This is a genomic window from Candidatus Pelagibacter sp. HIMB1521, from assembly GCF_052047875.1.
Classification (GTDB): domain Bacteria; phylum Pseudomonadota; class Alphaproteobacteria; order Pelagibacterales; family Pelagibacteraceae; genus Pelagibacter.
The window spans coordinates 61,811-84,078 of the sequence record NZ_JBNAIZ010000001.1 but is presented as its reverse complement, the minus strand read 5'-3'; the positions used below and the strand labels follow the sequence as shown (position 1 = coordinate 84,078).

The window sequence follows — 22,268 nt, the reverse complement described above, 5'->3', positions numbered from 1 at the left end:
TTCATGAAATTATTATCAGGAAATAGCAATAAACCACTTAGTAAGAATATTGCTAAATATTTAAAATCTAAATTAGTCAATTCAAGTATTAGAAATTTTTCTGATGGTGAAATTTATGTTGAGATTAATGAAAACATAAGAGGAAATAGTATTTTTATTATTCAATCTGTTTCTTCACCAGCTAATGATAATTTAATGGAACTTTTATTATGCATAGATGCTTTAAAAAGATCATCTGCCAAAAATATAACTGCTGTAATTCCATATTTTGGTTATGCAAGACAAGATAGAAAAGTTGTCCCAAGAACCTCAATTTCAGCAAAACTAGTATCTAACCTGATTACAAAAGCAGGAGCAGATCGTGTTGTAACAGTAGATTTGCACGCAGGACAAATTCAAGGATTTTTTGATATTCCAGTAGATAACTTGTTTGCTACTCCTATTTTTGCAAGACACGTTAAGAAAAAAATTAAAAGTAAAAATATGATTTGTGTTGCTCCAGATGTGGGTGGTACTGAGCGAGCAAGATCTCTTGGAAAACTTTTAAATGTTGGTCTAGCTATAGTAGATAAAAGAAGACCTAAGCCAGGACAATCTCAGGTTATGAATGTGATTGGGGATGTAAAAGGTAAAACATGTATAATTGTAGACGATATCATCGACTCTGGTGGAACAATTGTAAATGCAGCTAAAGCTCTAAAAGATAGAGGTGCAAAAGAAGTTTACGTTTATATTACTCACGGCGTTCTTAGTGGTGAAGCGGTCAAAAAAATTAAAAATTCTGTTATCAAAAATTTAGTAATTACAGACACAATTGATAATAGTGACAAAATAAAAGGTGCAAAAAACATTGAAGTTTTATCTATTTCAGGGCTAATGGGTGAAGCAATTAAAAGAATATCAAATTCTACTTCTGTATCTGATTTATTTAAATAATTACCTTGTGTTATTAAGGATCTTGAGCTAAAAACCCTTGTTTTTATGAATACTTTAGAAGCTAACATCAGAGATACTAAAACAAAAGGAGAGCTTAACTCACTTAGAGATAATGGAGAAGTCCCGGCTATAATTTACGGCGGTGAAGCTCAAAACGAAAAAGTTTCTATATCTAAGAAACTGCTAAAGTCGATGTTAGAAGACTCAAATTTTTTATCTACAATTCTTACATTAAATGTGAACGGTAAACCACAAAATGTACTTCCAAGAGAAGTAAAATATCACATCTTGTCAGACGAACCTATACATGTTGATTTTTTAAGAGTTGTGCCTGGTCTAAAAATTAGAATTGAGGTTCCAGTTAAATTTATTAATCATGAAAAATCACCTGGATTAAAAAAAGGTGGAGTATTAAATATTGTAAGAAGAAAAGTTGAATTAAAATGTCCAAGTGAAAAAATACCTGACAATCTTTTAATTGATTTAGATGGTATTGATATTGGAGTAAGTTTTAAAATTTCGTCAATTAATCTAGATCCTGAAGTTGTACCAACTATTCAAGGTAGGGATTTTGTTATTGCAACACTTGCGGCTCCAACTGTAATGAAAGAGCCAGAAAAACCAGCTGAAGCTGAAGCTGCAGAGGGTGAAGCGGGTGCCGAGGCTACTGCACCAGCTGAAGGTGATAAACCAGCTGAAGGCGAAGATAAGCCTGCTGAAGAAAAAAAATAAATTATTTATACTGAAGTTTGTTTTCCATTAAAAAATTTTTATGCTTTTATTTGTAGGACTAGGTAACCCAACGCCCGATAGTGAAAATAATAGACATAATGTAGGTTTTAAAATTATAGACTCGATAAATAAAAAATTTGGCCTATCAAAACAGAAACCAAAATTTAAAGGTTTGCTTACAACAGGAAATGTTGGAGACAAAAAAATATATGCAATTAAACCTTTAACTTTCATGAATAATTCAGGAATTTGTATAAGAGAATTAATAGAATATTTTAAAATTGATGCCGAGGATGTCATAGTTTTTCATGATGATTTGGATGTGGAATTTGGAAAAATAAAAGCTAAGTTTGGTGGATCTAGTGCAGGTCATAATGGTATAGCTTCAATAGATAAATTTATTGGTAAAGATTATTCTAGAGTAAGAATTGGTATTGGAAAACCAAAAGAAAATATGGAAGTAAGTGATTTTGTACTTCAAAACTTTGATGAAGATGAAATGGCTGGATTAGAAAAAATTACAAATAATATTACTGAGTCAATTTCAATATTAATTGAAAAAAAATTAGATCTATTTTCAAGTACAGTTAATAATAAATAATGAGTTTTAAATGTGGAATCGTTGGTTTGCCAAATGTTGGTAAGTCTACACTTTTTAATGCACTAACAAATTCTAGTAAAGCACAAGCAGCTAATTTTCCATTTTGCACAATTGATCCAAATGTTGGTGTAGTTCCCGTACCAGATGAAAGATTGTCCAAATTATCAAAAGTCTCCAACTCTAAAAAAATAATTAATACTACAATTTCATTCGTTGATATTGCTGGTCTTGTAAAAGGAGCTTCAAAAGGAGAAGGATTAGGAAATAAATTTCTTTCTCATATCAGGGAAGTTGATGCAGTAATTCATATGATTAGATGTTTTGATTCAGATGATATCCAAAATGTTAATCATGACGTAAACCCAGTGAGAGATTTGGAAATTATTGAAACTGAAATGATGCTTGCAGATCTTGAAAGTATTCAAAAAAGATTGGAAAAAAATAACAAGAAAAATGTAGATGAGGAACAACTTAAAATTTTAGAAATTGCTCTTGATTGCATAAATAATGACAAAGATATTTCGGTTCTAAAAACACAATTTGATACCAAGCAATTAAATCAAAGCGGTTTATTATCAATTAAACCAAAAATATATGTCTGTAATGTTGATGAACAAAGTGTTCAGAACGGTAATAAATATACAAATGATTTCATAGAAAAATTTGGCAATGAAAATACACTAATTGTATCCGCTGATATTGAAAATCAAATTAATGAACTACCTGCTGAAGAGAAAAAAAATTATATGGAAATGATAGGTTTAAAAGAAACTGGATTAAATATGTTAATTCAAAAAGGTTACAATATACTAGAACTAGACACTTATTTTACATCGGGTCCTGAAGAAACAAGAGCATGGACAATTAAAAAAAATTGTACAGCTCCTAAGGCAGCAGGCGAAATACATACTGATTTTGAAAAAGGCTTTATACGAGCTGAAACTATTTCTTATGAAGATTTTATAGCAAATGATGGCTGGGTAAATTCTAAAGCAAATGGGAAAATGAGATTAGAAGGAAAAGATTATATTGTTAAAGATGGAGATGTATTAAACTTCAGATTCAACACGTGACCAAATTTTCTTCATACTAAAGTAAACTAAAATAGTTAAAATAATCAAATATACTATAGCTTTAAATCCCATTTGGTGTCTTGCTTCTAAGTGAGGCTCCGCAGCCCACATTAAAAATGTTGTTACATCTTTTGACATCTGTTCAACTGATGCATTAGTACCATCCCCGTACTCTACAATTCCATCTGATAATGGTGCTGCCATTCTGATCTTATTACCATACATATATTTGTTGTAATAAACTCCATCATCCAAAGTTACTCCACTTGGTGGATCTTCATAGCCTTGAAGTAAAGAATAAATATAATCAACTCCACCACCTCTAGCTTTAACTAAAACAGACATATCTGGTGGATAAGCTCCTCCGTTAGCTGCTTGTGCGGCTTTTACATTTTCGTATGGCATTACAAATTTATCCGAAAGTTTTGCAGGTCTAGTAAACATTTCACCATCAGCGTTTGGTCCATCTGTAACTTCAAAAGAAGCGGCGATTGCTTTTGCAGCTGCTTCTGAAAACTCTGGTCCACCCTCTTCTGATAAATTTCTATAGCTCAAATATTTCATCGAATGGCAAGAAGCACAAACTTCCGTATACACTTGATATCCTCTTTGAAGAGCTGCCCTATCAAATTTACCAAAAAGTCCTTTAAAACTCCAATCTGTTTTAAGATAATCTACCTTTTCTGCAGCAAATGTTTGGACGCTATTTAGAGAGAAAAATGAAAGTATTAAAATTAATTTAAATAACTTTTTCACTTTATTTTATTTTACTTTCTCTATGTCTTGCAGCTGCTAAGTTTGGTGATCCACCTAAAATAGGTTCAGTTATACTTAGTGGAACAGGTAATGTTCTTTCTTTATATCCAAGTATAGGGAGAATAACCAAGAAATGTAAGAAATAATATGCAGTGGCTACTCTTGCTATTAACAAATAAAGACCTTCTGCAGGCATAGCCCCTATGTAACCAAGAATTAAAACATCAGCTACTAAAATCCAATAGAATTGTCTGTATAAAGGTCTAAACACTGCTGATCTAATTTTTGAAGTATCTAACCAAGGCAAAGCTGCAAGTATTAAAATTGCAGATAGCATTGCAACTACTCCAAGCAGTTTATCTGGTACCGATCTTAAGATTGCATAAAAAGGTAACAAATACCATTCTGGAACTATATGAGCTGGAGTTACCATAGGATTTGCCTCTATATAATTATCTGCGTGACCTAAAATATTAGGCGTGTAAAAAACAAAAAATGCAAAAACAATCATGAACATTAATAATGCAAAACCATCTTTAATAACAATGTACGGATGGAATGGTACAGTGTCCTTAGAAGGTTTTTTGATGTCAATACCAACTGGATTATTATTTCCAGGTACATGCAGAGCCCATATATGTAAAATTACAAGTCCTGCTATTAAGAATGGAATTAAGTAATGTAGAGTAAAAAATCTTGTCAAAGTTGGATTGTCAACCGAGTATCCACCCCATAACCATGTTACAATTCCCTCGCCTACTAATGGTATTGCACTAAATAAGTTTGTGATAACAGTTGCTCCCCAGAAACTCATTTGTCCCCAAGGCAAAACATATCCCATGAATGCAGCTGCCATCATTAACAAATAAATTACTATTCCAATAATCCAAATTATTTCTCGTGGTGCTTTATAAGAACCATAAAATAACGATCTAAAGATATGAATATATACAGCAAGAAAAAACATTGATGCACCATTTGCATGTATGTATCTAATTAACCATCCATAGTTAACATCTCTCATTATATGTTCAACACTTTCAAATGCCATGTCAGCATGAGCAATGTAATGCATTGCTAAAGTTAATCCTGTTATAATTTGTGTGATTAAGCAAAAAGTTAAAATTCCTCCAAATGTCCACCAGTAATTTAAATTTTTTGGAGTAGGATAATCCGTTAAATGATTTGCAAGAGTTAGTAACGGTAACCTATCGTTAAACCACTGACCAACTTTAGATTTAGGTCTATAATCGTGATCACTCATAAATTTACTATCCTATTTTAATTGTGTTTGCATTTACGAATTCATATTTTGGAACTTCCATATTCCAAGGAGCTGGTCCTTTTCTAATTCTTCCAGATGTATCATAGTGAGATCCGTGACAAGGACAAAACCATCCATTATAATCACCTTTGTCATTTAAAGGCACACATCCTAAATGAGTACAAACTCCAAGCATGACTAACCATTCAGGATTTTTTGCTCTATCCTCATCTTTTTCTGGATGAATTAATTCTTCCATTTTAACAGATCTTGCTTCTTCGATCTCTTCTTGTGTTCTTCTTCTAATAAAAACTGGTTTTCCTCTCCATAGAACTGTAATTGTGTTTCCAGGTTGGACTGAACTTACATCTACCTCGGTACTTGCTAATGCTTTAACTGAAGCATCTGGGTTCATTTGATCTACCATGGGCCACACTACTGCTGCAGCTCCAACTGCACCCACAGCTGTGGTCGCTGTAAATAAAAAATCTCTTCTTTTTTTTGGCTTTTTATCTGACATTTTAAATAGTTTTTTGTTAAAAAATTAATTTAATATACGATTTCTTATAAGATAACAGTAATTTTTCTACTGAAAGAATGACACATTACAGATGAAACCTAGACCTAAAATTTCACTATACGAGCCAGATATTCCACAGAATACAGCTGCAATTATAAGAACATGTGCCTGTTTAGGAGCAGAATTAGAAATAATTGAGCCTTGTGGATTTTTATTATCTGACAAAAGGTTTAAAAGAGTTGTCATGGACTACATGGATTATAGTAAAATTAAATTCTACCAAAGTGCAGAGCATTTTTTTGAAGAAAAAAAGAATCAAAGAATTGTTTTAATGACAACGAAGGGTTCTATAAATTATACTAAATTTAATTTTAAAGCTGATGACACAATACTATTTGGAAGAGAGAGCGCTGGTGTCCCTGAGAAGGTTCATAAGCTAATTGGTGATCGTCTAAAAATTCCAATGAATGAAAAAGCGAGATCTCTAAATATAGCATCCTCAGTTGCAATAGTTTTAGCTGAAAGTTTAAGACAAAATAATTTGATGTAATATGGACAATTCAATTAAAAAAGACCTAGCAAGCAATTGGTTCAAATTATTACAAAATGCAATTTGTAATGACATAATTGAATTGGAAAATAACAAAATTAAATTTGAGTCAACATCTTGGAAAAGAAACTCTAAAAAAGATGAAGGTGGTGGCGAATATAGAATTTTAAAAAATGGGAAAATTTTTGAAAAAGTTGGAGTAAATTTTTCAAAAGTATATGGAAAATTTCCTAAAAAATTTCAAAAAAATATACCAGGAGCTGAGAAAGATCCTAGATTTTGGGCCTCAGGAATTTCAATAGTTATGCATATGCAAAATCCACACATTCCAGCTATGCATTTTAATACAAGATATATCAGTACTCAAAAAAACTGGTTTGGAGGGGGAATGGACGTAACTCCAGCCATCAAAGATGATAATGAAAAAAATAAATTTCATAAAACTTTAAAGTTAATGTGTGATCAACATAATAAAAATTATTATAAAAAATATAAAAAATGGTGTGATGAATATTTTTATTTACCCCACAGAAAAGAAGCTAGAGGAATTGGGGGAATTTTTTTTGATTATAAAGATGATAATTTCGAAAAAGATTTTAAATTTGTAAGAGATGTTGGTATTACTTTTCAAATGATTTTTAATGAAATTATTAGAAAAAAAATTAACAAAAAATGGTCTTTAAAAGAAAAAGAGAAGCAGTATATTAAAAGAGGTCGTTACGCAGAATTTAATTTACTGTATGACAGAGGAACTAAATTTGGATTACAAACTGGTGGTAATGTTGAAGGAATTTTAATGTCATTACCTCCTTTAGCTAAGTGGAAATAAAAAAATGGAAAAAGAACCTATTACTTTAAATGGTTTAAAAAAATTAGAGGAAGAACTTATTTTTTTAAAAGAAAAGAAAAGACCTGAGATAGTTGCCGCAATTGCTGAAGCAAGATCGCATGGAGATCTAAAAGAAAATGCCGAATATCATGCTGCAAAGGAAGAACAATCTCATAATGAAGGTAGGATTACTGAAATAAACGACATAATAGCCAGAGCTAACGTAATTGATGTAACTAAATTAAATAATGAGGGTAAAGTAATTTTTGGATCAACTGTATATCTAGAAGACTTAGATAGTGGGGAAAAAATAAATTATAAAATTGTTGGAAAAGATGAAGCTGACTTAAAACAAAAATTAATTTTCTTTCAGTCCCCAATTGGAAAAGGATTAATAGGTAAAAATAAAAGTGATCTTGTAGAAATAAGTACCCCTTCTGGGATAAAGAATTTTGAAATTAAAGACGTTAAATATATTTAACTCTTTGCAATTTTTTCAACCTGTTTATCTGAAATTTGAAATCCATTTTGAACCCAGGTTTCTTCTATAAGTTTTAACTTATTACCTAAAATTTTACCCTCAGGGATTTTATACTTAGACATTAAAATATTTGCTCCAATTTTTAATTCAGGCAATGTTTTATTTTCGTAAATTTTAAGTAGTTTTAATAATTTATTCTCCACCTTACTTGAATAGAACAATTTAAAATTAATTAAATCAATTACAGTTTGTCTACCATTATAGTAAAATATTTTATTAAAGTTTTTTTCTGTAAAACTTTTAATACTCACTTTTTCTTTGAAAAAATAATGAATTAATTTAAGCCTCTTTTGATCTTTTTTTGAGATTTTAAATTTATAAATGAAATAATCAGTATTGTCTGTTTCATCAATAATCAGCAATGCAATTACAAAAATAAAGTCAAAGCTACTGATAGCTTTAGAACTGAATGAATTCAGCTTCTTAAAATGATTAATATTTTTAAATTGTGGAAATACTATTTCTAATATTTCTAAACTCTGTTGATCTTCAAATAATTTGAGAAAATTTTTTGATTTAACTGTCTTTTTAAATTCATCTAATAATCTTTCAGCAGATAAGTTCGAAATACCTTTGATATTTTTTTTAAATATTTTAATTATCTCTGTTTTATGATTTTCAGTTGAGTAATTAATATGAAAACGAAAATATCTTAATATTCTTAAATAATCCTCTTGAATTCTTTTTTCTGGATCTCCAATAAATTTTAAAACACCTTTATTTAAATCTAGCTTACCATTTTGTGGATCAAATAAATTACCTAAACTATCAGAGTAAATAGCATTAATTGTAAAATCTCTTCTTTTTGAATCTTCTTTCCAATCAGAAGTAAATTCAACTTTTGCATGTCTCCCGTCTGTAGCAACGTCTTTTCTAAGTGAAGTAATTTCATAGTTTTTTTCATTTATTACTGCAGTGATCGTGCCGTGTTCTTTACCTGACTCAAAAAATTTAATTTGATGTTTATTTAGTGCGTCACAAACTTCATCTGGTGTAATGTTAGTTGCTAAATCAATGTCATCTACTTCTTCTCGATTTATAATTTTTCTAATACATCCTCCAACAAATCTTAATTCACTATTTTCAGAATAATTGTTAATTGCTTCAAAAACTTTTTTTGCAGGAGTGTTCTGGGATATGTTTTTTATATTTTTACTTATATAATTAAGATTTTTGGACCTAAAAAAAATTTTATCTAAAAATTTATCCATATATATGGCTGGGGCGCTAGGATTCGAACCTAGGATGCAGGTACCAAAAACCCGTGCCTTACCGCTTGGCTACGCCCCAATATTATAGTTCCTATAACACAAAAAAAATAAATTTATATAGTTTTTGATACATACAACCAACAATTTTTAAATTTCCTCTTAAATTGAACTTTTGCTGAATTACAGTCTTTGACTGATTTATAGTATGCAATAACTGTAGATCCAGACCCAGTCATTCTTACAAACTCAGGATTATTAGTCTTTTCTAAAAATAACTTAATCTTTTTTATTTGTGGATATTTTGAAATTGCAACATCTTCTAAAGTATTACTTTGATTTTTTAAAAATTTATAACCAAACATATTTTTTTTAGGATTATTAAATTTTGGTTTTGTAAAATTTGTAACGTTAGAATAAATTTTTTTTGTCGCACAACCAAAATTGGGCTTTATTAAAAGCATATTTAGAGTCGGACAATTAAAAAATTTTTTGATTTTATTGTTTGAAAGTAAAACTGAGCTAGATGGGTCTATACCTAAAATAACATCAGACCCTATTTCAGAGCAAACCTCCAAAATGTTCTTTTCACTAATTTTAATTACCTTTTTTTTATTTAAAAAATTTAAAATACTCGCAGCATTAATAGAACCACCACCAAGTCCTGCTTTTTGAGGAATATTCTTTGTTATAGAAACTCTAAATTTTTGATTTAGCAATAATTTTTCTCGATCTAGTATTTGAAAGAGTTTTTGAACAGTATTTTTTTTTCCAATACCTTTCGCAAATTTCCCTTGAAAAGAAATATTATGTTTTTCACCTCCTTTTTTTTTTATTGAAATAATATCATACAAATCAATAAAACTAATGATGCTTTCAATTTTATGTAATGATTTATTTTTTCCTGTTACATTGAGAGCTAAATTGATTTTAGCATGAGACTTTAAATTTAATTTCATTGAATAGATTTAAAGCCAGTAATCAATTTTTTGTTTATATTTTCTCTCATATCATCTTCAGTATCATCAAAGCTCAACACACTATTCCAAAAATATCTCGCCTGAATTTTTTGATCTAGCTTCCACAATATATCTCCATAATGATCATTTACTATTGGGTCATCAGGCATTAATTCTACAGCTCTTTTTAAATATTTTTCTGCTTCTTTATATTCCTCTATCAAGAAATATGCCCAACCAATTGAGTCAATAATATAGGGATCATTACTTTTTAAATCATATGCTATTTTTAACATTTCCATCGCTTCATCTATTTTGTAATCACGTTCTAACCAAGAATAAGCAAGATAATTTAGGACATATGCATCATTAGGTCTTATTCTTAATGCATGAAGTAAATCTTCATCTGACTTCTCATAATTGCCTAATCTTTCGTAACTCCCACCTCTTCGATATAAAATATCTGATTTAATTACAGATGTATCCTCTAGTGAGGAGATTAATCTTGAATAATTATCAATTGCAAGTTCATAATTTTTAGAGTTTTTGTAAAAATTCGCTAAATCAAAAATCATCTTTGGATTAGGTTTTTCAATATTTTTAAATTTAGACTCGATATAGCTTGTGCCCTTTTCATAATTTTGTTCTTTCACTATTATTTGCGCTTCTTTTTTAACTCTAAACCAATAATAAAACTCATCAGTCTCTTTAAATTTTCTTACTATTTTTTTTACCTTGTTGTATTCACCATCTGCAAAGAAATTTTCTGCAACAAGGGATAAATTAAATTCAAATTTAGGATTTAAGTATATTGATAAATTTAAATAAAAATTTGATTTTTCAAAATTATCTTGTGATGAATAAAGATTTGATATCAAAAATAAAAATTCACTAATTATATCATTGTGGTTTCCACATGAGAAAATTTTTTCAAAACTTTTAAACTTATTATTATCTATCCAGCTTTTGGTTTGAGTTAACAAAAGTGTTGAGCCAATATAATCAATTTGATCAATTACTGACTTTGCCTGATCAAACTTCTTATTCTGAATAAGATAATTTATATAAAAAAATATATATCTTGAATAATCACCTTGTTGACTGTTGATTAAATTTAAAAAGAAAGAGCTGGTTCTTTGATCATTATAATGACATCTTTGAAATGCCTCAGCTATTAATGATAAGTTTCCAAAATTTTTCATATTAGGTAAAAGTTTTTTATTTTTAAAAGTGTAAATGTACTGCTTTAAAGTCTCAAAAATTACTAGATTAATTCTATTTTCTTCCTGAAATCTTAAACTTTGATCTAAGTAAATATCAGCTTTATCAAAATCATTTTTTTTCAAACTATCAATTATTAATAAAACATATGCATCAAAAAAATCAGAGTTACTTTTTTTTGAGTTATTTTTTATAACATTTATTGCTTGCGCTACTTTGTTTTCCAATACAAGAGAATTAACGTATCTTTTTAAATAATTGTCATGGCTGTTTAGTAAAACTTTACTTAAATTGAAATATTTTAGAGCTTCTGAATTATCTCTATTTTCATAAGCTATAATACCTGAAAAATAATTAGATAAATCTCTTGAGTTGAAATCATTAAAACTTGTACTTTTAGAATAAACGGGCGTCTGATAGAATAACACTAATAATAATATGATTTTAAATATTTTAGATATCATTTAATCCTTGTAAGGTGAAAAAATTGATAAATCAAAACGACAAATTAAACGAAGAATTAATAAATACAATAGAAGCCAATTTTGTATTTGATAAAAAACCTATTAATAGGTTTTCTGAGGTCAAAAAAGAAAGTGATATCAATCAAAGAAATAAACAAGATTTATTAGAAAATCTAAAGAAACAATTAAATTCAATTGAAAATTGTAAACTAAGAAATTATTCCAAAAATATTGTTCTTGGAGAAGGAAATATTGATAGTCCTATAATGTTAATCGGAGAAGCTCCAGGTGAAATTGAAGACAAAGTTGGAAACCCTTTTAAAGGAGAAAGTGGAGAGCTTTTAGACAAAATGTTAATAGCAATAAATATTAAAAGAGAAAATATTTATACAAGTTATGCAATAAATTTTAGACCACCAGAGGATAGAAAACCAACCTCACAAGAAATTAAACGTTACTCAAACTTTTTAAAAGAACATATATCTATTATTGATCCCAAAATTATAATTTTAATGGGTAGCACAGCTATGGAAGCTGTTACTGGGATTAATGAAAAAATATCTTCAGAGAGAGGTAAATGGAAGGAAATAATTTTAAATAATAATACTTATCCTTTAATGATAACTTTTAACCCTTCTTATTTAATTAGATATCCAGATAACAAAAAATATTCTTGGGAAGATTTAAAAAAAATAAGAGAAAAAGTTAAAGAGTTAAAATTAACAATTTAATGAAATTAATAGCTGGTGTTGATGAGGTCGGCAGAGGTAGTTTAATAGGTCCTGTTTATGCTGCTGCTGTCATTCTAAAAAAATCTGTGGATCCAAAAATTTTAAAAGACTCGAAAGTGTTGAGTAAAAAAAAGAGAGAATACCTTTTTAATTATATTAAAAAAAATTCAATTTGGTCATTAGGCAAAGCTTCTGTTAACGAGATTGAAAAACTCAATATACAAAATGCAAGTTTACTTGCTATGAAAAGAGCTATATTAAAATTAACAAAAAAACCAATTCTTGTATTGATAGATGGAAACAAAATTCCAAATTTAAAAAATTATAAATTAAAATCGATCATAAAGGGTGATAGAAAAATTCCTTCAATTTCAGCAGCCTCTATAATAGCAAAGGTATCAAGAGATAGATTTGTTGCTACACTATCAAAAAAAAATAAAGGTTATCATTGGGATAAAAATTTTGGTTATGGCACCAAACAACACTTACAAGCATTAAAAAAACTAGGCATAACCAAACATCATAGAAAAACTTTCTCTCCTATATCTAGATTAACTTAATACCACATCTAGTTGTCATTAAAATTCGATACACAAATCGAATCCAATTTTTTCAATCACAGGTTGACCGAAGAATCTATTTGGAGTCTAATTAATTTTTACAAATGAAATCTGATTTTAAAAATAAAATAATTAACGGAGACAGTCTTGAAGAATTAAAAAAAATTCCAAGTGAAACCTTTGATTTAATTTTTGCTGACCCTCCATATAATTTACAATTGAAAGGTGAATTGACTAGACCAGATAGATCTAAAGTCAACGCTGTAAACGATAAGTGGGATCAATTTGAAAATTTTAAAAAATACGATGAATTCACGTATGAATGGCTTAATGAATGCAAAAGGATTTTGAAAAAAGATGGAGCTATTTGGGTTATAGGTAGTTACCATAATATTTTTAGAGTAGGAACCGCAATACAAAATTTAGGTTTCTGGATACTAAATGATGTCATCTGGAATAAAAATAATCCAATGCCTAACTTTAGAGGCACAAGATTTACAAATGCTCATGAGACTTTAATTTGGGCTTCGAAGAGTGAAAAATCAAAATACACATTCAATTATCAATCTTTGAAATGTTTAAATGATGATCTTCAGATGAGATCTAATTGGAGTCTTCCTATTTGTAGTGGTTCTGAACGACTTAAAAAAAATGGAAAAAAAATTCACTCTACTCAAAAACCAGAATCACTTTTACATAGAATTTTACTAGCTACATCAAATAAAAATGATCTAGTTCTTGATCCTTTTTTAGGTTCTGGAACTTCTGCTGCAGTTGCAAAAAAACTAGGGAGAAATTATTTTGGTATAGAAAAAGAAAAGAATTATTTTAAAGCTGCTGAGGAACGTTTAAAGGCTACCAAACCAATTGAAGATGATTTATTAGATACACTTAAAAATAATAGATCAAAACCAAGAATTCCATTTGGATCCTTGGTAGAGCTTGGAATAATTAAGCCTGGAACAAATATTTTTGATAATAAGAAAAAAATAACAGCAAGAATAATGGCTGATGGTAGCATCAAGCACAACCAAGCGGAAGGTTCTATTCATAAAGTTGCAGCTACTATATTGGGAGCTGAAAGCTGTAATGGTTGGACATTTTGGCATTGTGATATTAATGGACGAACCTACCCAATCGATTACTTGAGACAAAGATTAATTTCTAAAAATTAATCTTTATAAATTTTACCTAAATAACTTTGCAGAAATTTTTTATTTTTTGTCAAAAGCTTTAAAAAAATATTTCTAAAAAAGATCATAATCGGATTTGATAAATGAAAAGCAAATTGATTAAAATCAGATCTTCTATTAATCATTTTTACTCGCTCTAATCTAGAATTATAAAAATCATTTTTTTGATTAATTATAATTTCATGTAATTGATTGGCTCCTTCTATTGATTGTGAGGCTCCCTGAGCAAAAGAAGGAGAGAATGCAAAAAAAGCATCTCCAACTAAATAAATATTTTTGGGAGGAATAAATGGATTTTTACTTACAAATACTGGAAACAATTTAATATCTTCAAGACTCTGAAATACTTTTGATGAAATTTTTTCAGATAATTTTTGTTTAATGCCCTCAATAAATGTACTTTCATTGCAAAGATTATGGTTTTTTTGCTGATCAGAATTTAACTTATTCTTCAATATCCCAATAAAATTAAAATTTTTATCATTATTAAGTGGATATAATACATAGTGAAAATCTGATCCTAAAAATAAAGAAACATTCTCCTCGTTTATATTATCAAGACTTTCTTTGGATACACTGGCTCTAACAGCGATAGTGTTATTGTAAATTGGTTCTGAATTATTATTTGAAATTAATGACTTTCCTTTTGAAAATACACCATCTGAAATAATTAAATGATCACAAGTTATTTTTTCTTTATCAAAAGTTAAATTTATTGAATCATTACTGGATCCTATCTTGTCTAAACTGCAGTTAAACTGGATTGTATTTTTATCCAGTCCATTTATTAGAAACTGAAGTAATTTTGATCTTTTTAATGTTGTGTACTTACAATCATCAGAATTAAATTCTGAAATATCTAAATCGCAAATTTTCTTTGAATTTTTAATTTCATAAAAATCAATTTTTTTTGGATTAAATTTCTCTTTGTCCGACAAGGAAGAGAAGCCTAATTTGTTTAATAACTTTACGCTATTAACAGATAATTGAATACCATAACCTTCTTCTATTTCTAATGAAGTTTTTTTTTCATAAATTGTGACCTGATAATCTTTATTTCCTTTAAATAAATTAGCTATAAACAGACCCGAAATACCTGCGCCAATAATTGCTATTTTTTTCATTTTTGACTTTCTAAAAATTTTATTATCTTTTTCGTAAATGTTGGAAGCACATAATTTTCAAGCTTTGCAGGATTTATCCAATTAATATTTTTGTCAAAGTTATGCTTCTTTTTATATTCAATTTTAATATTCATATTCATATTAGATATTTTAAAATTTAAATCTTTATCAAAATTTTTAGGATTATTTAATTGATCCATTGGAAAAATATTTAAATTTTTCAAAAAATTAAATTTAATATTTTTGATTAATAAATATTGGTTATTTTTTTTATAAACATTTAATTTATAATATGTTTCCTTGTTAATTTTCTTAAATTTCACTAAATCAAAATTTTTATTTTTAAATGCTTTGCAATTATAAGATAATGGACATTTATTGCATGAAGGGTTTGTAGGTTTACAAATTAATGCACCGAGTTCCATCAAAGCTTGCGCATAATCGCTTGATCTTTTTGTTGATGTGCCAAAAATTTTTTTTTGATCTTGTAAGAATTCTTTTTTAATTTGACTTTGTTTCTTTAAATATAAGTATCTTTTTAATACTCTTTCAATGTTTCCATCCAAAGGAATTATTGGTTTGTTAAATGCGATTGCTGAAATTGCACTCGCTGTATAATCGCCAATACCTGGTAATGATTTTAATTCATAAAAATCTCTAGGTATTTTTTTATTGAATTTTTTAACAATTATTTGAGCAGTTTTTTTTAAATTTCTTACTCTTGAATAATATCCAAGACCTTCCCAAAGTTTGGTTAATTTTCTATTATTATATTTTGATAACTTTTCAATATTAGGGATATTTTTAATAAATCTATTAAAATAAGGTATCACAGTAGCAACCTGAGTTTGTTGCAACATGAACTCGCTAACCAATGTAAAGTATTGTTTCTTTTCTTGTGAAACCTTATTTCTCCAAGGTAAAGACCTCTTATTTATATCGTACCAATTGAGAATTTTATTTGTTATTATTAGATCTTTCATATGCAATTTAAAAATAATACTAAGCAGAGAAATAATAGCATTCAAGGGTTAAGATCTTTCAAAGACACTTTGCCAAAAAATCTAAAAAAAATTATTAATAAAAAAGGTCATATATATTCAGAAACACTGAGTAATTGGAAATATTTAGTTGGAAATGAATTGTTTAAAGTCTGTTTCCCAAAAACATTCAAAAACTCAAATCGATTTGGTGTGAGTACTTTAGTTGTGATGGTTAAAAGAGGCCATGAGGTAGATGTAGAATATTCAAAAAAAAATATTTTAGATAAAATGAATAATTTTTTCGGCTACGATGTTGTTGAAAAGCTTAAATTTATTAGCTTTGATGACGAACAAAAAACTAGCAGTTTGAATGAAATTAATTCTAATAATGTGGCAATTAGTAAATATCGAGATAAAATCAAAGATGTTAAAAACGAAAAGATTAAAAAATCATTAACAGAATTAACAAAAGTTTATAAAGAAAAATGAAAAAAATTATATTACTTGCCATAATTGTTTTGGGAAGCTTTTCAAATTTAAATGCTGAAGAAATAAAAAGAATTATTGTTGGAAATAAAGACGCAAAAATAACTATAATTGCGTTTGAGTCACTAACTTGCAGCCATTGTGCTAATTTTCATAAAAACGTTTATCCAGAACTTAAAAAAGAATATCTGGACACAGGTCTTGCTAAAATAGAATTTAGACATTTTCCTTTAGATATTGCCGCCTTCAACGCTTCAAAAGTTGCTCAATGTAAAAATGATGGTAATGCTGATATTTTGGAAAGTTTATATGCTAACCAACAAAAATGGGTAAAGGGAAGCTCTATTGAAGAAGCAAATAAAAATCTTCAAATATTTTTAAAAAATGAAGGTTTCTCTATCGATTTTGAATCTTGTGTGAATAACAAAAATATTGAGGATTTTGTGTTAAATGACCGAATAGAGGGTGCAAAAAATTTCAAAGTAAACGCAACCCCTACGATAATAATAAACAACGAAAAATTCGAAAAAAAACTTAATTATAAAAATTTGAAAAAAGCACTAGAAAAAATGATATAAGTTAGTGCATGGAGTTTAAAAAAATCCAATTAAATGGATTTAAATCATTTGCTGAAAAAACAAATTTCTTAATAGAAGAAGGCCTTACTGGAATAGTTGGTCCTAATGGCTGTGGAAAGTCTAACATAGTTGAATCTTTGAGATGGGTGATGGGAGAGACCTCTGCAAAAAGTATGAGAGGTTCAGGAATGGAAGATGTAATTTTTTCAGGTACATCAAATAAAGCATCAAAAAATATTGCTGAAGTTTCCATAGAAGTAGAGAACAAAGAAAAAGAAGGTCCCATTCAGTATCGTGAATTAGAAAACATTCAAGTTAGACGAAAAATTGAAAAAGATAAGGGTTCTAAATTTTATATTAATGACAAAGAAGTAAGAGCAAGAGATGCTCAAATGTTTTTTGCAGATCTTTCAACGGGCGCACATTCCCCTTCTATGATTAGCCAAGGAAGAATTGGAGCTTTAGTGACAGCAAAACCTACTGACAGAAGAGCAATACTTGAGGAGGCAGCTGGAATTTCTGGTTTACATGTAAGAAGACATGAAGCTGAACTTAGACTCGGTGCGGCTGAAAATAATTTAAAAAGAGCTGATGAATTACGAAGGCAACAAGAAAAACAACTAGTAAATCTTCAAAAACAAGCTGAAGAAGCTACAAAATACAAATTAATTTCAGAAGAAATAAAAAAAATAGAGGCTGGTCTATATTATCTAAGATTATTGGATATCGATAAGGAGATAAGAATAGAAAATGAAATTAATACAGAGGCAGGAGGTGAAGTTGAAAGTTTCAACAATCAGATATCTGAACTTGAAAACTTAATAAAAACTTCAACCGATAAAGTTGCTCCACTTAGAGAAAAAAATATTGAGAATTTATCAAGAATACAGAGACTTAATTTGGAACTACAGAACCTAGATGAGGAAAATACTAGAATTCAAGATGAAATTGAAACAATTAAGAAATCAATAAAAACTTTAGACGAAGACATATCAAGAGAAAATGGAATTATTATTGATGCTAACTCTAATGAAAAAAGATTAAAGGAAGAAAAGTCAGACTTGATTGAAGTAGATTCAAAATATTTTGAAACAGAAAAGTTATCAAACGAAGATCTAGAAAATGCAAAAAATGAACTTGAAAGAGAGCAAAAAGAAGTTGACGAAGTTGTTAATAATTTAGCTGACGATACAATTAAAATAAGCATTGGTCCTATAAAGAATGTAAAAAATTCAATTACTAGAGCAAAAGAATTAATTGATAGTAATGAGATAAATCAAGCAGTTACATTACTAGATAGATGTAATATGGAATTAGACAATTTTATTAATGATTTAAAAAATGAAAAATCAAGAACAGAGCTATTAAGTGTAAATGAGAAATCTCATAATATAAAAATACTTCAAGAAAAATATGCTGATGCATATAGTAAAAATCAGTCAATAAAGAATGAATCAGTAAAAAGAAATGAAAGAATAAAAACAATAGAGACTGAAATAGAAAGCTGGAAAAATCTTTTATCTAATTCAGAAAAGATGGTAAATGAATTAACTGAAAGAAAAAATAAATTATCTAAACAATTAAATGATTTAGAAAATCAGCCAAGAGTACAAGCAGAAAGAAAAGGTCAAATTACAGAAAATTTAAGAATTTCTGATGAAGAAAAAATAGAGAACGAAAAAATTGTAGAAGAAACTGATAAAAAAATTGAAACTTTAAGAGCTCAACTAAATGAAATACAAGAGCAATCAATTCAAATTAGAGAGCGAAAAGCTAGCTCAGGTGCAACCATAGAAGGTTTACAAAAAAGAAAAAATGATTTGCTTGATAGAGTGAATACAGAATTAAATTTAACAGAAGAAAATATTTTAGAAAATTCAAATTTATTTGGAGTTGAAGAACTTCCAAATCATGTTGATCAAGAAGATGCATTAGATAAAAAAAAACAACAAAGAGATCAATTAGGTTCTGTAAATTTAAAAGCAGATGAGGAAACTAGTAAGTATGAAGAAGAAATAAAAAAAATGGAACAAGATCGTAGTGACCTAGTTACCGCAATTGTTAAACTTAAAGATAGTATTGATGAGCTAAATCAAAAAGGAAGGGAAAGACTTGTTGAGGCATTTGAAAAAGTTAACAGAAAATTTAATGAGGTTTATACAAAACTTTTTAATGGAGGAAATGCCAAGCTTGAATTAGTAGACTCTGATGATCCATTAGAAGCTGGTTTAGAAATGTTAGTCAGTCCACCAGGAAAAAGGCTTCAATCTATAACTTTATTATCTGGTGGTGAACAAGCACTTACTGCCCTATCTTTGATATTTGCAGTATTTTTAACTAACCCTTCTCCAATTTGTGTTTTAGATGAGGTGGATGCTCCTCTTGATGATGCTAACGTTACAAGATTTTGTAGCTTGCTAGAGGAATTAATTAAAATTACTAACACTAAATTTATAATTGTTACTCACCACGCCTTAACAATGTCTAAAATGAACAGGCTATATGGGGTAACTATGCCTCAAAAAGGGATAAGCCAACTGGTAGCCGTAGACCTTCAAAAAGCAGAAAGTATGGTTGCTTAACCAGAATAAATGGCAAAAGACCCTTTTAAAACTCGCTTAGAGATTGCAAAAAGCAAGATTTCCAAGAAAAATCTTTATAACAAGAAGGATAATCCCTCGCCTATTGGAACTGCATTCAAATTGAGCACAGAACTTGTTTCTGCAGTGGCCGTCGGGACAATTATTGGGTTTATTTTTGACAAGACCTTTGGTACTAAACCCTGGTTTATATTAATATTTTTTTTTGTTGGGGTGGTCGCTGGAATAACAAACGTGATTAGATCAGCAAAAAAGATGCAAAAATAAGTTAGTACTATGGCAGCAAACCCGATGTCCCAATTCGATGTTTATAGAATTGGACCTGAAATAAAAGTTGGAGCATTTGATATATCTTTTACAAACGCAAGTTTGTTTATGATTATAAGCACTGTTTCTATTTTATTAATTTTTAATTTAGGATCTAAGAAAAATTCAATCTTACCAAATAAAATTCAATTATTAGCGGAACTTAGCTACACCTTTGTTGCTAAAATGATTAGTGATACAGCTGGTTCTAAAGCAAAACCATATTTTGCATTTATTTTTTCATTGTTCATGTTTGTTTTATTTTGCAACATGTTTGGAATGATACCGTACACATTCACTGTAACTAGTCATATTATCGTTACATTTGTTCTTGCTGCATTTATCTTTATTGGCGTAACAGTAATTGGATTTATTAAACATGGTTTTGGATATTTAAAATTGTTTGTACCAAGTGGAGTACCAGCAGTATTACTTCCTTTAATAGTAGTTATTGAAATTATTTCTTATTTAAGTAGACCAATAAGTCTATCAGTTAGATTATTTGCAAATATGATGGCTGGTCATACAATGATGAAAGTTTTCGGAGGCTTTGTAATTAGTCTTGGAATAGTTGGTGGATGGCTTCCACTAAGTTTTTCGGTTGCATTAACTGGTTTGGAGATATTAGTTGCTTTTCTTCAAGCATATGTTTTTGCAATTTTAACCTGCATCTATTTAAATGATGCATTAAATTTACACCATTAATAACAGAGGAGGATATAATGGAATTAGAAGCAGCAAAAATGATCGGAGCAGGTTTAGCAGCAATAGCTTTAGCTGGTGCCGGTGTTGGTATTGGAATAATTTTTGGAAATTATTTATCAGGTGCTATGAGAAACCCATCAGCAGCTCAGAAACAATTTCCTAACCTACTTTTAGGTTTTGCACTTGCTGAAGCAACAGGATTATTTGGATTAGTTGTTGCATTGATTATTTTATTTGCGTTTTAAGTTAATGGTCAAAAAAATATATCTTCATCTGGTATTTTTAAGCTTCTTTTTTATCAAAGAAGCTTTTGCCGCTGAAAGTGGGGGTATGCCTCAATTAAATCCAGAGTTTTGGGTTTCTCAGATTTTCTGGTTGGTACTTACTTTTGGGATAATGTATTTGGTTTTATCTAAACTAATCCTTCCAAAAATTAGTAACAACTTAGAATCTAGAAAATCTCAAATTCTAGAAAATATTGAGGCAGCTGAAAAACAAAGAGAAGATAGTGAGACCAAACTTCAAGAATATGATCAAATAATTTTAAAAAGCAAAACTGAAGCTAATGCTATGTTTAATCAAGCAAGAGAAAAGGCAGTTAAAGATATAAATGCTAAAAGAGACGTTCTTGATAAACAAATAGATGACGAAATAGCTAAAGCGGAAAAAGAAATCCAAGCTTTAAGAGATAATGCGCCTGACAAAATAAATAAAATTGCTATAGAAACGTCATCTGAGTTACTTCAGAAACTGATTGGTGCTGAAGTAAATAATAGCAGTATATCAGCAATTGTTGACGATCTATCTAGAAGAAACGGAGATAAATACTATGGCAATTGATGCAACTTTCTGGGTAGCAATTTCATTTGTAATCTTCATCGGGGTTTTATTTTACTTTAAAATTCCACAAAAAGTTTCTCAGATGCTTGATGGTATGATTTCTGACATCAAAAATGAGATAGATGAAAGTGAAAAATTGAGAACAGAAGCAAAAACTTTGCTCGATAATGCTCAAAAAAAATTGGATACCGCTACTTCAGTAAGTAATGAAATTTTGGAGAATGCAAAAAAAGAGTCGGATAAATTAATAATAGATTTAAATGATAAATTTCATAAATCATCAGAAATTAAAAAAAGTTTAGCTGAAAATAAAATTAGCCAAATGAAAGAGGCTGCATTGAAAGAAATAAAAGATGCTTCAATCAAAATAGCGGTAGATTCAGTAAAAAAAATCATAACTACATCAGTTGATAAATCTAAACTGGATGCTGTATTTCAAAAAAATTTAGAAGAAACTAAAGAACAGCTAAAAAAAATAAACTCATAATACGGTTACAATTTCCTTAAA

26 protein-coding genes and 1 tRNA gene are annotated in these 22,268 nt (G+C 28.8%); 18 read left to right on the top strand and 9 right to left on the bottom strand.

The window, feature by feature from the left end:
- The first annotated feature begins 3 nt into the window (after window positions 1-3).
- The 4 genes from ACTTA5_RS00465 to ychF are packed head-to-tail and all read left to right on the top strand — an operon-like array spanning window position 4 to window position 3,342.
- Window positions 4-936: a ribose-phosphate pyrophosphokinase gene (locus tag ACTTA5_RS00465; RefSeq protein ID WP_440618924.1), complete on the top strand. Its 933-nt coding sequence runs from the start codon at window positions 4-6 to the stop codon at window positions 934-936.
- A gap of 45 nt (window positions 937-981) precedes the next feature.
- Window positions 982-1,668 (top strand): 50S ribosomal protein L25/general stress protein Ctc, encoded by a 687-nt coding sequence (locus ACTTA5_RS00460; protein ID WP_440647044.1) that lies wholly within the window; start codon window positions 982-984, stop codon window positions 1,666-1,668.
- 40 nt (window positions 1,669-1,708) lie between these two features.
- On the top strand, window positions 1,709-2,269 hold the full coding sequence (pth, locus tag ACTTA5_RS00455; protein WP_440647042.1) for an aminoacyl-tRNA hydrolase: 561 nt from the start codon (window positions 1,709-1,711) through the stop codon (window positions 2,267-2,269).
- A complete protein-coding gene (ychF, locus tag ACTTA5_RS00450) occupies window positions 2,269-3,342 on the top strand; it encodes a redox-regulated ATPase YchF (RefSeq protein WP_440647040.1) in 1,074 nt (357 codons plus the stop codon). Before pth ends, ychF begins: the two co-directional genes overlap by 1 nt.
- Here the strand turns inward: ychF and ACTTA5_RS00445 are convergent.
- From ACTTA5_RS00445 to petA, 3 genes are read right to left on the bottom strand one after another with little or no spacing between them, the layout of a single operon-like run.
- On the bottom strand, window positions 3,319-4,077 hold the full coding sequence (locus ACTTA5_RS00445) for a cytochrome c1 (RefSeq protein ID WP_440647128.1): 759 nt from the start codon (window positions 4,075-4,077) through the stop codon (window positions 3,319-3,321). The genes ychF and ACTTA5_RS00445 overlap by 24 nt on opposite strands.
- Window positions 4,078-4,099: 22 nt before the next feature.
- Complete coding sequence (locus ACTTA5_RS00440; protein WP_440647038.1) at window positions 4,100-5,362, bottom strand: cytochrome b; 1,263 nt, start codon at window positions 5,360-5,362, stop codon at window positions 4,100-4,102.
- Between the two features lie 7 nt (window positions 5,363-5,369).
- Window positions 5,370-5,882 (bottom strand): ubiquinol-cytochrome c reductase iron-sulfur subunit, encoded by a 513-nt coding sequence (gene petA, locus ACTTA5_RS00435; RefSeq protein WP_440647036.1) that lies wholly within the window; start codon window positions 5,880-5,882, stop codon window positions 5,370-5,372.
- A gap of 91 nt (window positions 5,883-5,973) precedes the next feature.
- Between petA and ACTTA5_RS00430 the strand changes: the two genes are divergently transcribed.
- Genes ACTTA5_RS00430 through greA form a run of 3 tightly spaced genes read left to right on the top strand, consistent with a single transcriptional unit; the run spans window position 5,974 to window position 7,742 of the window.
- On the top strand, window positions 5,974-6,432 hold the full coding sequence (locus ACTTA5_RS00430; protein ID WP_440647034.1) for a tRNA (cytidine(34)-2'-O)-methyltransferase: 459 nt from the start codon (window positions 5,974-5,976) through the stop codon (window positions 6,430-6,432).
- Between the two features lies 1 nt (window position 6,433).
- On the top strand, window positions 6,434-7,261 hold the full coding sequence (hemF, locus tag ACTTA5_RS00425; RefSeq protein ID WP_440647032.1) for an oxygen-dependent coproporphyrinogen oxidase: 828 nt from the start codon (window positions 6,434-6,436) through the stop codon (window positions 7,259-7,261).
- A gap of 4 nt (window positions 7,262-7,265) precedes the next feature.
- Window positions 7,266-7,742: a transcription elongation factor GreA gene (gene greA / locus ACTTA5_RS00420; protein ID WP_075506396.1), complete on the top strand. Its 477-nt coding sequence runs from the start codon at window positions 7,266-7,268 to the stop codon at window positions 7,740-7,742.
- On the opposite strand, the gene ACTTA5_RS00415 is transcribed toward greA, so the two are convergent.
- The 4 genes from ACTTA5_RS00415 to ACTTA5_RS00400 form a co-directional block, all read right to left on the bottom strand.
- Complete coding sequence (locus ACTTA5_RS00415) at window positions 7,739-9,013, bottom strand: CCA tRNA nucleotidyltransferase (protein ID WP_440647030.1); 1,275 nt, start codon at window positions 9,011-9,013, stop codon at window positions 7,739-7,741. The genes greA and ACTTA5_RS00415 overlap by 4 nt on opposite strands.
- Before the next feature lie 5 nt (window positions 9,014-9,018).
- Window positions 9,019-9,092, bottom strand: a tRNA-Gln gene (locus ACTTA5_RS00410).
- Window positions 9,093-9,126: 34 nt separating this feature from the next.
- Window positions 9,127-9,969 carry a 4-(cytidine 5'-diphospho)-2-C-methyl-D-erythritol kinase gene (locus ACTTA5_RS00405; protein ID WP_440647028.1) on the bottom strand — a complete coding sequence of 281 codons (843 nt, stop codon included), beginning with the start codon at window positions 9,967-9,969 and terminating at the stop codon, window positions 9,127-9,129.
- Complete coding sequence (locus ACTTA5_RS00400) at window positions 9,966-11,654, bottom strand: tetratricopeptide repeat protein (RefSeq protein WP_440647026.1); 1,689 nt, start codon at window positions 11,652-11,654, stop codon at window positions 9,966-9,968. Before ACTTA5_RS00400 ends, ACTTA5_RS00405 begins: the two co-directional genes overlap by 4 nt.
- A 14-nt stretch (window positions 11,655-11,668) precedes the next feature.
- Between ACTTA5_RS00400 and ACTTA5_RS00395 the strand changes: the two genes are divergently transcribed.
- From ACTTA5_RS00395 to ACTTA5_RS00385, 3 genes are all read left to right on the top strand, one after another.
- Window positions 11,669-12,385, top strand: coding sequence for a uracil-DNA glycosylase (locus tag ACTTA5_RS00395; RefSeq protein ID WP_440647024.1), 717 nt, complete (start codon window positions 11,669-11,671; stop codon window positions 12,383-12,385).
- Entirely contained in the window at window positions 12,385-12,945 is a 561-nt protein-coding gene (locus tag ACTTA5_RS00390; RefSeq protein WP_440647022.1) for a ribonuclease HII, read from the top strand. The genes ACTTA5_RS00395 and ACTTA5_RS00390 overlap by 1 nt, the downstream gene beginning before the upstream one ends.
- Before the next feature lie 104 nt (window positions 12,946-13,049).
- Complete coding sequence (locus ACTTA5_RS00385) at window positions 13,050-14,120, top strand: site-specific DNA-methyltransferase (RefSeq protein WP_440647020.1); 1,071 nt, start codon at window positions 13,050-13,052, stop codon at window positions 14,118-14,120.
- Here ACTTA5_RS00385 and ACTTA5_RS00380 read toward each other — a convergent pair.
- Window positions 14,117-15,262, bottom strand: a complete 1,146-nt coding sequence (locus ACTTA5_RS00380) for a salicylate 1-monooxygenase (RefSeq protein ID WP_440647019.1) — start codon at window positions 15,260-15,262, stop codon at window positions 14,117-14,119. The two genes, ACTTA5_RS00385 and ACTTA5_RS00380, sit on opposite strands and share 4 nt — an antisense overlap.
- Window positions 15,259-16,245 (bottom strand): A/G-specific adenine glycosylase, encoded by a 987-nt coding sequence (locus ACTTA5_RS00375; protein ID WP_440647017.1) that lies wholly within the window; start codon window positions 16,243-16,245, stop codon window positions 15,259-15,261. Before ACTTA5_RS00375 ends, ACTTA5_RS00380 begins: the two co-directional genes overlap by 4 nt.
- On the opposite strand from ACTTA5_RS00375, the gene ACTTA5_RS00370 reads away from it, so the two are divergent.
- The 8 genes from ACTTA5_RS00370 to ACTTA5_RS00335 are packed head-to-tail and all read left to right on the top strand — an operon-like array spanning window position 16,246 to window position 22,247.
- Window positions 16,246-16,734 (top strand): DUF721 domain-containing protein, encoded by a 489-nt coding sequence (locus ACTTA5_RS00370; protein ID WP_440647015.1) that lies wholly within the window; start codon window positions 16,246-16,248, stop codon window positions 16,732-16,734.
- Window positions 16,731-17,309, top strand: coding sequence for a thioredoxin domain-containing protein (locus ACTTA5_RS00365; protein ID WP_440647013.1), 579 nt, complete (start codon window positions 16,731-16,733; stop codon window positions 17,307-17,309). The genes ACTTA5_RS00370 and ACTTA5_RS00365 overlap by 4 nt, the downstream gene beginning before the upstream one ends.
- An 8-nt stretch (window positions 17,310-17,317) precedes the next feature.
- A complete protein-coding gene (locus ACTTA5_RS00360; protein ID WP_440647011.1) occupies window positions 17,318-19,891 on the top strand; it encodes a chromosome segregation SMC family protein in 2,574 nt (857 codons plus the stop codon).
- A 9-nt stretch (window positions 19,892-19,900) separates the two neighbouring features.
- The gene (locus ACTTA5_RS00355) at window positions 19,901-20,176 is read left to right on the top strand and encodes an AtpZ/AtpI family protein (protein ID WP_262589780.1); all 276 of its coding nucleotides are present in this window, start codon (window positions 19,901-19,903) and stop codon (window positions 20,174-20,176) included.
- A gap of 9 nt (window positions 20,177-20,185) precedes the next feature.
- Entirely contained in the window at window positions 20,186-20,920 is a 735-nt protein-coding gene (locus ACTTA5_RS00350; protein ID WP_075506408.1) for a F0F1 ATP synthase subunit A, read from the top strand.
- 17 nt (window positions 20,921-20,937) lie between these two features.
- Window positions 20,938-21,165, top strand: coding sequence for a F0F1 ATP synthase subunit C (locus ACTTA5_RS00345; protein ID WP_006997791.1), 228 nt, complete (start codon window positions 20,938-20,940; stop codon window positions 21,163-21,165).
- Between the two features lie 4 nt (window positions 21,166-21,169).
- Window positions 21,170-21,760, top strand: coding sequence for a F0F1 ATP synthase subunit B family protein (locus tag ACTTA5_RS00340; protein WP_440647009.1), 591 nt, complete (start codon window positions 21,170-21,172; stop codon window positions 21,758-21,760).
- Window positions 21,750-22,247: a F0F1 ATP synthase subunit B family protein gene (locus ACTTA5_RS00335; protein ID WP_440647007.1), complete on the top strand. Its 498-nt coding sequence runs from the start codon at window positions 21,750-21,752 to the stop codon at window positions 22,245-22,247. The genes ACTTA5_RS00340 and ACTTA5_RS00335 overlap by 11 nt, the downstream gene beginning before the upstream one ends.
- The last annotated feature ends 21 nt before the right edge of the window (window positions 22,248-22,268 follow it).